Annotated in this window: 8 protein-coding genes; all 8 read right to left on the bottom strand. The window is 72.9% G+C overall.

Translation table 11 applies throughout. The features are described from left to right. Positions 1-123 precede the first annotated feature (123 nt). On the bottom strand, positions 124-1,026 hold the full coding sequence (locus ACFQ6N_RS23125; RefSeq protein WP_380652046.1) for a fumarylacetoacetate (FAA) hydrolase: 903 nt from the start codon (positions 1,024-1,026) through the stop codon (positions 124-126). Continuing rightward, on the bottom strand, positions 1,023-2,318 hold the full coding sequence (locus ACFQ6N_RS23120) for a pyridoxal phosphate-dependent aminotransferase (RefSeq protein ID WP_380652043.1): 1,296 nt from the start codon (positions 2,316-2,318) through the stop codon (positions 1,023-1,025). The genes ACFQ6N_RS23125 and ACFQ6N_RS23120 overlap by 4 nt, the downstream gene beginning before the upstream one ends. Before the next feature lie 80 nt (positions 2,319-2,398). Next, complete coding sequence (locus tag ACFQ6N_RS23115) at positions 2,399-4,054, bottom strand: AMP-binding protein (RefSeq protein ID WP_380652040.1); 1,656 nt, start codon at positions 4,052-4,054, stop codon at positions 2,399-2,401. After that, positions 4,051-5,181, bottom strand: coding sequence for a Glu/Leu/Phe/Val dehydrogenase dimerization domain-containing protein (locus ACFQ6N_RS23110; RefSeq protein WP_380652037.1), 1,131 nt, complete (start codon positions 5,179-5,181; stop codon positions 4,051-4,053). The genes ACFQ6N_RS23115 and ACFQ6N_RS23110 overlap by 4 nt, the downstream gene beginning before the upstream one ends. A 47-nt stretch (positions 5,182-5,228) precedes the next feature. Beyond that, positions 5,229-5,792, bottom strand: a complete 564-nt coding sequence (locus ACFQ6N_RS23105) for a type 1 glutamine amidotransferase (RefSeq protein ID WP_380652034.1) — start codon at positions 5,790-5,792, stop codon at positions 5,229-5,231. A 13-nt stretch (positions 5,793-5,805) separates the two neighbouring features. Next, positions 5,806-6,597: an acetylglutamate kinase gene (locus tag ACFQ6N_RS23100; RefSeq protein ID WP_380652031.1), complete on the bottom strand. Its 792-nt coding sequence runs from the start codon at positions 6,595-6,597 to the stop codon at positions 5,806-5,808. After that, on the bottom strand, positions 6,594-7,649 hold the full coding sequence (argC, locus tag ACFQ6N_RS23095) for an N-acetyl-gamma-glutamyl-phosphate reductase (RefSeq protein ID WP_380652028.1): 1,056 nt from the start codon (positions 7,647-7,649) through the stop codon (positions 6,594-6,596). The genes ACFQ6N_RS23100 and argC overlap by 4 nt, the downstream gene beginning before the upstream one ends. Further along, the gene (locus ACFQ6N_RS23090; RefSeq protein WP_380652025.1) at positions 7,646-8,497 is read right to left on the bottom strand and encodes a RimK family alpha-L-glutamate ligase; all 852 of its coding nucleotides are present in this window, start codon (positions 8,495-8,497) and stop codon (positions 7,646-7,648) included. Before ACFQ6N_RS23090 ends, argC begins: the two co-directional genes overlap by 4 nt. Positions 8,498-8,500: the final 3 nt, after the last annotated feature.

The following is an 8,500-nucleotide window of genomic DNA, read 5'->3' as shown; positions in this document are numbered from 1 at the left end:
GAGCGGCCGCCGTTTCTTGTGCTTTTTCGGGTGTCTGGTCGCTTTCGCCGCGTTCCCGGCCGCGGTGGGGGGGGGGGGGGCGGGGGCCCCCCCGGGGGGGGGGGGGGGCCCCGGCGCGGCGGCCTACGAGACGGCGGCATCGGCCTGACCGAACCGCACGGGGTTGGCCAGCACGACGCCGTGGCTGCTCACGTCGATGACCAGCCGGTCGCCGTCCTCGATCCGGAACCCGTCGTGGTAGCTGGCCTTGTCCGCGCCCAGCAGCAGGTAGTTGACCAGCCCGGGCCGGCGCAGGAGCGGGTACGAGAACAGGTACTCCGTCATGTCGGGGACCCGGTGGTACAGCGAGTCGGAGCCGCAGGAGAACGGACCGGACCACGCGGTGACCCCGTCGCGCTCGACGGACACCCTGCCGGTCACCGTCACCGGCGGCTCGTCCAGGAAGAGCCACGGCGTCAAGGACGTCTCGCAGAGCTTCGCGTACGGCGTCCAGGCCCACTTGTTCCGCAGGTGCAGGCCGATGTCGTTCAGGTCGTTGCCGAAGGTGTACCCGGCGTAGTGCGGGACGCCCTCCGCGTCGTTGGCGTAGACCAGCGCGACCTCCGGCTCCTCCAGCAGCCAGTCCGGGGCCGCCGGGGTCACCAGCGGCTCGTCCGGCATCCGCAGCCAGGAGCCGAAGCCCTTGAGGTAGTAGTTCGGCGGGGTGAACTCCTCGTCCGGCTCCGGGTCGCGGTCGAACTTGGAACGGTGGGTGCCCATGAAGCCGTTCACCAGCGAGTTGTTGTCGGAGGTCGGCAACAGCGGCGGAAGCAGGCGCAGTTCGGGATCGTCCAGGGACACCGAGACGGTCTCGGCGCCCTCGGTGACGGCCGCGACCACGGCCTCCGGGCCGCCCCCGGCCAGCACGGCCGAGCGCAGCGCATCCTCGGCCACCCGGTACAGGGTGTGCGGAGCACCGGCGGCCGGCAGGCCGATGCCCGCGTAGCGCAGGCCCTTGTACTCGCACTCGAAGACGACGGTGGTCATGAGAGCTCTCCCAGGGGTTGGGGCTGGTCGGCGACCAGCGTGGTGAGGACTTCCTCGATGCGGTCCAGCGAGGCTCGGATCCAGGGGAGCCCGAGCGGGTCCGCGGCCTCCAGGGCGGCCGTCCGCTCGGCGTCGGTCCCGCCGTACAGCCGGCCGGTGGCGACCCGGACCCGCAGCGCGGAGTCGGCCTCGCCGAAGGCGCTGCCCGGCAGCAGGCCGATCCCGTAACGCTCTGCCAGCAGTTCGGCGAGCCCCCCGCCGGTGTGCACCCCGTGGGCTGCCAGCCGGTCACGGAGGGGCTCGAAATCGGGATAGAGGTAGCAGGTGGCCCGAACCGGTGCGAGGACGGCCCCGACGGCGGTGAACCGCCGGGCCACCGCCTTCGCCACCGACTCGTGCAGTCGCAGGCTCGCGGCGACGTGCGCGACCACCTCGGCCGGCTCCTCGAAGGCCCAGGCGGCGGCGGCCTGGACCGGGGCCGCCATGCTGGACCAGATCTGGCTGGCCACGCCGACCAGCCGGTCCTGGATCCCCCGGCCGAGCGGGCCCTCGGGGAGCCGGGCGACGCCGGTCCGCCAGCCGCCCAGTGCCAGGTTCTTGGTGAGGCCGGTGGTGATCACCGTCCGCTCCGGAGCGGAGAAGGCCGGGGAGACCGCCCGCTCCTTGGGGTCGAAGACCAGGTCGCAGTAGATCTCGTCGGAGATCACCACGAGGTCCAGCTCGGTGGCCGCCTCGGCCAGCCTGCGGACGGTCAGCGGGCTCGCGATGGTGCCGGTCGGGTTGTCCGGCAGCGTGACCACCACCGCGCGCGGGTCGCCGCCCGCCGCCCGGGCCCTGCGCACGGCCGTGCGCAGGGCGTCCGGGTCCGGTATCCCGCCCTCCCCGGGCACGCCGGGGACCGGGATCGCCCGGCCCCCGGCCAACGCGGCCTGCGCCGCGTAGCTGACCCAGCTCGGCACCGGCACCACCACGTCGCCGCCCACGGCCAGCATCAGCGCGAACAGCAGGGGCTTGCTGCCCGGCCCGCAGACCACCGCCGCCTCGTGGGTGGACAGGCCCCGCCGCCGCCAGTAGCCGGCGGCGGCCGAGCGCAGCTCCGGGCTTCCCGCGACGGGACCGTAGGCGTTCCGGTCCGCCGCGGCCGCGAGCCGCTCCCGCAGGGCCGGCAGCACCGGCAGGCCGATCTCCCCGCCGGCCAGGGAGAGGACCTGCTCCCCGGCGCGGCGGCGGCGGTCCAGTGCCTCGTCGGCGGCGAGGGTCGCCGACATGGTCACCGGTGTGGGGCTGGGCATCGATGCTCCTCCAGAAGCGGGACGGGGTGGTGCGCGGGACAGGTGGTACGCGGGGCGGGGCAGTGGGCGGGACGGCCGGGTCAGGATCCGGCGTAGCGCTGCCGGAGCTCGACCTTGCGGACCTTGCCGGTCAGGGTCTTCGGCAGGGCGTCGACGATCTCCAGGCGTTCCGGCAGGAACCGGGGCGCCTGGCCGAAGTCGCGCAGGTGGGCCCGGATGTCCTGGAGCGTGGGCGGGATCCCCTCCCGGGCGACGACGACCGCGAGGATCGGGTCGTCGGTCTGCCCGGTGACGCCGACCAGCGCGGCATCGGCCACGTTCGGGTGCCGGGCGATGACGGCCTCCAGCTCCGCCATCGGGACGACCACCCCGTTGCGCAGGATGGTGTCCTTCGCCCGGCCCAGGATCCGGATCCCGCCGCGGCCGTCCTCCCTGGCCACGTCCCCGCTGTCGAACCAGCCGTCCTCGGTGACCTCGGCGTCGAAGGCCTCCTGCTGCTCGAAGTAGCCGAGCGCCTGGGACGCGCCGCGCACCTTCACCCGGCCCACCGACGCCCGCTTGCTCGCGTCGTGGCACAGGTCGATGCGGATCTCCATGGAGTCGATCGGCCGGCCGTGGCTGTGCGCCGCCCAGTCCTGGTTGTAGTCCAGTCGGCTGATCGTGACCGGACCGAACTCGGACATGCCCCACACCGAGTAGGTCCGGGCGCCGAAGGTCTCGCGGAGCTCGTCCACCAGGTCCTGGAGGACGGGCGCCGCGCCGGTGATGGTGTGGCGCAGGCTGGAGACGTCGTGCGGGTCGGCCTGCTGGGCGGTGGCGACGCCGGACAGTGTCGGCGGCGGGCCGTACAGCAGGGTGGCGCCGTAGCGTTCGACGAGGTCCAGCAGGCCCGCGTGGTCCGGGCCGTCCTGGAAGGCGACCGTCCCGCCCAGCATCACCCCGGCGAGCACGCCCTGGCCGAAGCCGGAGTAGTGCACCAGCGGGGTGGTGATCGCGGCGACCATGTCCTCGCGGAGCAGGAAGGTGTCCACGTAGCCGCGCACCCCCGAGTGGACGGTGTTCTGGCTGTGCACCACCCCCTTGGAGAAGCCGGTGGTGCCGGAGGTGAAGAGCACCACGAAGGGTTCGTCGGGGCGCAGTTCGCGGCCCTCGACCTCGCCCATGCTCTCCTTCTCCCACGGCACGGAGACGAAGTGGTGGTAGAAGTCGATCGCGCCCTCGGGGGTCTTGCCGTCGAGCACCACCACGTGGTCCAGCGGCAGTTCGGACTTGAGGGCGTTGATCGTCTCGGCGAGCGGGTAGCCCTCCCACTCCGGGACGGTGACGCACACCCGGGCCGCGGTGAGCTTGAGCCGGTGCCGCAGCTCCTCCTCCTGGCAGACCGGGGCGATCGGGCAGATCACGGCGCCGACCGCCATGCAGGCGAACATCAGCGGCACCATCTCCCACCGGTTGGGCAGCTGGACGGCGACCACGTCGCCCCGTTGCACGCCCAGGTCCACCAGGGCACCGGAGAACCGGTCGGTGAGCCGGGCGAGTTCGGCGTAGTCCAGGGTGTCGGTGCGGGCCTCGTCGAGCCGCCGGCCGGCGACGGCCAGCTTCCGGGGCCGTTCGACGGCCTGGCGGCGCAGGTCGTCCAGGAAGGTCTCGTCCCGCCACCAGCCGCGGCGCCGGTACTCGGCCATCCGGTCCGCGGCGGAGGAGGTCGCCTTGGCTGCTCCGGCCTGCGGCGTCATCGCAACTCCTGACGCCGGGCCGCGAGCAGTTCGGGCAGCGGGTCACCGGCCCGGGAGGCGGCGATCTCCAGCAGGTCCCGGGTGTTGCGCCGGACCTTGTCGCCGACCCAGTCGAAGACCCAGGCCTTGCGGGCCTCGGCCGACAGGTCGAAGGGCACCACCCGGGTGACGGCCAGGGCCGCCGAGCCGGCGCCGCCGATGTTGGCGATGACGCCCGGGACCAGGCGGACCCCGGCGGCCGCGGCCTTCGCCTTCGCGTCCGCGCTGGAGGCGAGGTTGGCGCCCTCGACCACCAGGCGGGCGCGCAGCCGGTGGGCGTTCTCGGCGTTGAGCGCGTACTTCTGGGCGCCGAGCACCAGCAGGTCGGCGTCGACGTCCAGCCAGGCGTCCGGCTCGCGGTCGACCTTCACGTGCTGCGGCAGCCGGCTGTGGTCGATCCGGCCGAAGTCGTCGGTGACGGCCACCAGGTCGGCCACCGGCAGGCGGTCCGCGGTGACGGTGCCCTGGATGTCGGCGACCCCGACGATCACGTGCCCGCGGTCCTCCAGGAACTGCGCGACCGCGCGGCCCACGGCGCCGAAGCCCTGCACCACGACCCGGGCCGGGCCGCTGTGACCGCTCGCCTCCAGGGCGGTGACCGCGGCCACCCCGACGCCGTGGCCGGTGCAGTCGATCAGCGGCTCGTAGTAGGTGCGCCAGTCGATCGGCATGTCCGGCACGCCCTTGCGGAAGCGCGGGTCGTAGCCGGCCTCGTCGAAGAACACCGCCCGGTCGGCGGGGGTGACGCCCATGTCGATGCCGAGATGGATGCCGCCGTGCAGCAGCGGCTTGACGGTGCGCCCGAAGGTGCGGAAGGTCTGCTCGCGGTGCTCGCCGTCGTTGCCGCCCTCGGCGACGATGCCCGCCTTGGCACCGCCGATCCGCAGCCCGGCGAGGGTGAACTTCTCGGTCATGTCGCGGGCGAGGCCGGCCACCTCCTCCTCGGTGACCCCGGGCGTCATCCGGGTGCCGCCCATGGCCAGGCCGTCGACCAGGGTGTCGACGACCACCCAGCCCTTGATGCTGCCGCCGCTGCCGCCCAGGTGGACGGTGAACGCGGGTTCCTGTGGATCATCCAGCACAGTCATTTCCAATTCCTCGAATCCGTAGGGAGGTTCGTTGATCGGAGCCGCTGTCACCGGTAGAGCTGCGCGAAGCCGCGCAGGATCTCCAGGCCGTCCTTGCGGAACTCCAGATGGGCCTGCGAGCCGAGGATCCGGCCGTCCTCCGAGCGGAGGAACTCCACCGGCGCGTGCTCGGACCGGCCGATCGAACGGAAGCCCGCGGGGGCCTTCTGGAGGTACAGGGTGTGTCGGTGGAAGACCGTCACCGTCGGTTTCACGTGGGTGAACAGCGGTTCCTCGGTGTCGACCTGGACCTCGAAACCGCCGACCCGCTGCGGCCCTTCGGCCAGCTCGCCGCCGTTGGCGACCGCGATGATCTGCATGCCGCCGCAGATCCCGAAGACCGGGACGTCGGCGGTCATCACCAGGTCGACCAGCGGCCGGTAGAACTCGCGGTCGTACGCGCGGACCTTGGTGCCGCTCAGGACGACCGCCTGGTAGCGGCCGCCCAGCCCGGACGGCACCGCGTCCGCCCGGACGACGTCGGTCTCGGATCCCAGTTCTTCGAAGCGGCCGCGTAGTTGTGGTAACGACAGGGTTCCGTTGTTGACCACCAGCACCCGGGAGTTCGCCATGAGTGTCTGCTCCTCAGCTTCGCGTGATGACGGTGCCGGTGCGGGCGGCGAGCAGGTCGGTGACCGGCGCGCTGCCGATCACGACCCGCTCGACGCCGCCTTCGAGGGCCTCGCCCGCGGCCCGCAGCTTCTTGCGCATGCCGCCGGTGGCGCCCTTGTCGCGGAACTCGGCCGCGGCCTCGGCGGTGATCCCGGACACCGGTTCGCCGTCGATCAGCAGGTGCGCGACATCGGTGACCAGCACCAGGTCGCTCGCCCCGGTGGCGGCGGCCACGGCGGCGGCCGCCCGGTCGCCGTCCGTGTTCACCTCCTGGCCGAGGGTGTTCCGGGCCAGCGGGGTGACCAGCCGGCACTGGCCGGGCCCGAGGCCCGCCAGCAGGCCGCGGTCGACCCCGATGATCGGTCCGACCAGGTTCTCCAGCTCGACCAGCTGCTTGTCCCGCCACCACCAGGTCTCGCCCGGGCCCGCGCTGACGAGGCCGTCGCTGCCGACCACCCGCTCGGTACTGATGCCCCGGTCGGCCAGCAGGCCGATGACCTGCGCGGCGATCCCGCTGCTGACCGCTTTGATGTCGGTGAGCACGTCCGGCGTGGTCCACCGGCTCTGGTTGCCGTAGCGGTCCCGCAGGATCGACGCGGGGCCGGAGTTCTCGGGCCGCAGGTCCCGCAGCGGCTTGGACCAGCCGTGCACCAGGACCAGCGGGTGACTGCGGCCGTGCTCGGCCAGGTCGTCCCACCACTGCCCGGACATGGCGTGCAGGGTGGAACCGCCGAGCTTGACCACCGTGGGTGCCGTGTCGCTCATGCCGGCATCACCGGCTGCATGGTCAGCCCGGTCTCCTCGGGCAGGCCGAAGCGCTTGTTGAGCACCTGCACGGCCTGGCCGGCCGCGCCCTTGACCAGGTTGTCGAGCGCGGCCAGGACGACGATGCGGCCCCCGTCCGGGTCGTGCAGCACGGTCACGTCGCAGTAGTTGGAACCCAGGACGGCCTGCGGGTCCGGCACCGGGATGAGCGTCTCGTCGTGCCGGCGGACCCGCACGAACGGGTGTCCCTTGTAGAACCGCAGGTAGGCGCGCTGCAGGGTGCGGGCGTCCACCTCGTCGTCGGTGAAGACGTACGAGCTGGCCATCAGCCCCCGGACGTGCGAGACCCCGTAGGCGGACATGCTCAGCGAGCCGATCCGGCCCGGCTTCTCGCCCTCCAGGAAGTCGCGCACCTCCGCCGCGTGGCGGTGCCCCACCGGTGCGTACGGCGCGATGGCGCCGTTGCGCAGCGGGTGCAGGTCGGCGGTGCGCAGTTGGAGGCCGCCGCCGCTGGAGCCGCTCTTGCCGTCCACCACGACCGTCTTGAGGTCGAGGCCGAGCGAGAGCACCAGCGGGGCGAGCCCGAGGGTGATCGCGGTGGCGTAGCAGCCCGGCAGGGAGATCAGCGGCGCGCCGACCAGCCGGTCGCCGATGAGCTCCGGGACGCCGTAGACGAACCGGTCGGCCAGGCCCTCCGCGCGCCGCACGGACGGGTACCAGCGGTCGTGCAGCTCCGGGGTGCGGATCCGGAAGGCGCCGCTGAGGTCGATCACGCAGGGCACGCGGTCGGCCAGCCGGGCCGCGAGCTCGACCGAGACCGGGGCCGGGGTGGCCAGCAGCACCACGTCGCAGCGGTCGGACAGGTCCTCCGGCACGGGTTCGACGGTCAGCCCGAAGTCCTGCCGCAGGCCCGGGTGGAGCTGGGACGGGCGGCGGCCCGCGCTGGAGGCGCCGCCCAGGAAGGTCAGTTCGAGGTCCGGGTGCTGGGCCACCAGCCTGATCAGTTCGCCGCCGGCCAGCCCGGAGGCGCCGGCGATGCCGACCCGGATCATCCGACGACCTCCCGGACGTAGCGGCCGATGGCCGTGGCGATGTCCGCGCCGGTCGCCGAGGCCACGGCCTTGAAGGCCGGGGCGTGGTTGACCTCGTTGACGAGGTAACCGTCGTCGGTCTTGAACAGGTCGATGCCGTAGATGCCGGCGCCGAGTTCGTCCACCACGGCGTCCACGATCTTCAGGACGTCGGGGTCCTGCGCCACCGCGCGGTGGCGGTTGCCGAGGGCCGCGTTGCTGCGCCAGTCCGTGCCGGCGCTCTCGAACTCGGCGATCGAGACCAGTTCCCGGCCGACCACGAAGCAGCGGACGGAGGCGCCGCCGCTCAGGTACGGCTCGATCAGGCAGGCCTGCTCGAAACCGTGCCCGAGGTCCTCGACGTAGTCGTAGACCGACGGCGCGGTGTCCGGGTCGCGCAGCAGCGCGACCCGCTTGCCCATGCCGCCGAAGACCGGCTTCAGCACGACGGGCAGCGGCAGTTCGGCGAGCGCCGCGTCGAAGTCCTTGCGGGACAGGATGAGGCGGAAGTCCGGCACCGGGGCGCCGACCCCGCGCAGCAGGGCGCGCAGCGACAGCTTGTTCTCGCAGACGCGGATGGCGTCCGCCGAGTTCAGGGTGGGTACCCCGGCCGCCTCCGCGAGGGTGGCGACCAGGCCGCCGCGGGTGTAGCTGCGGCTGCGGACGAGGACGGCGTCATAGCCCTTGAGCTGGGACGGATCGGGGTGGCCGAGGCACAGCGACTCGTCGTTGACCCACTCGATCTTCAGACCGAGGTCGGGGCCGACGTCGATCAGCCGGCGTTCCTCCCAGCCGATCCGGTCGGCGATGATGGCGATGGTCCGGTTCATCGG

Origin of the sequence: Kitasatospora sp. NPDC056446 (genome assembly GCF_042796115.1) — a bacterium.
GTDB lineage: Bacteria > Actinomycetota > Actinomycetes > Streptomycetales > Streptomycetaceae > Kitasatospora.
The sequence above is the reverse complement of the archived record's forward strand: the minus strand, read 5'-3'. Positions and strand labels throughout refer to the sequence as shown.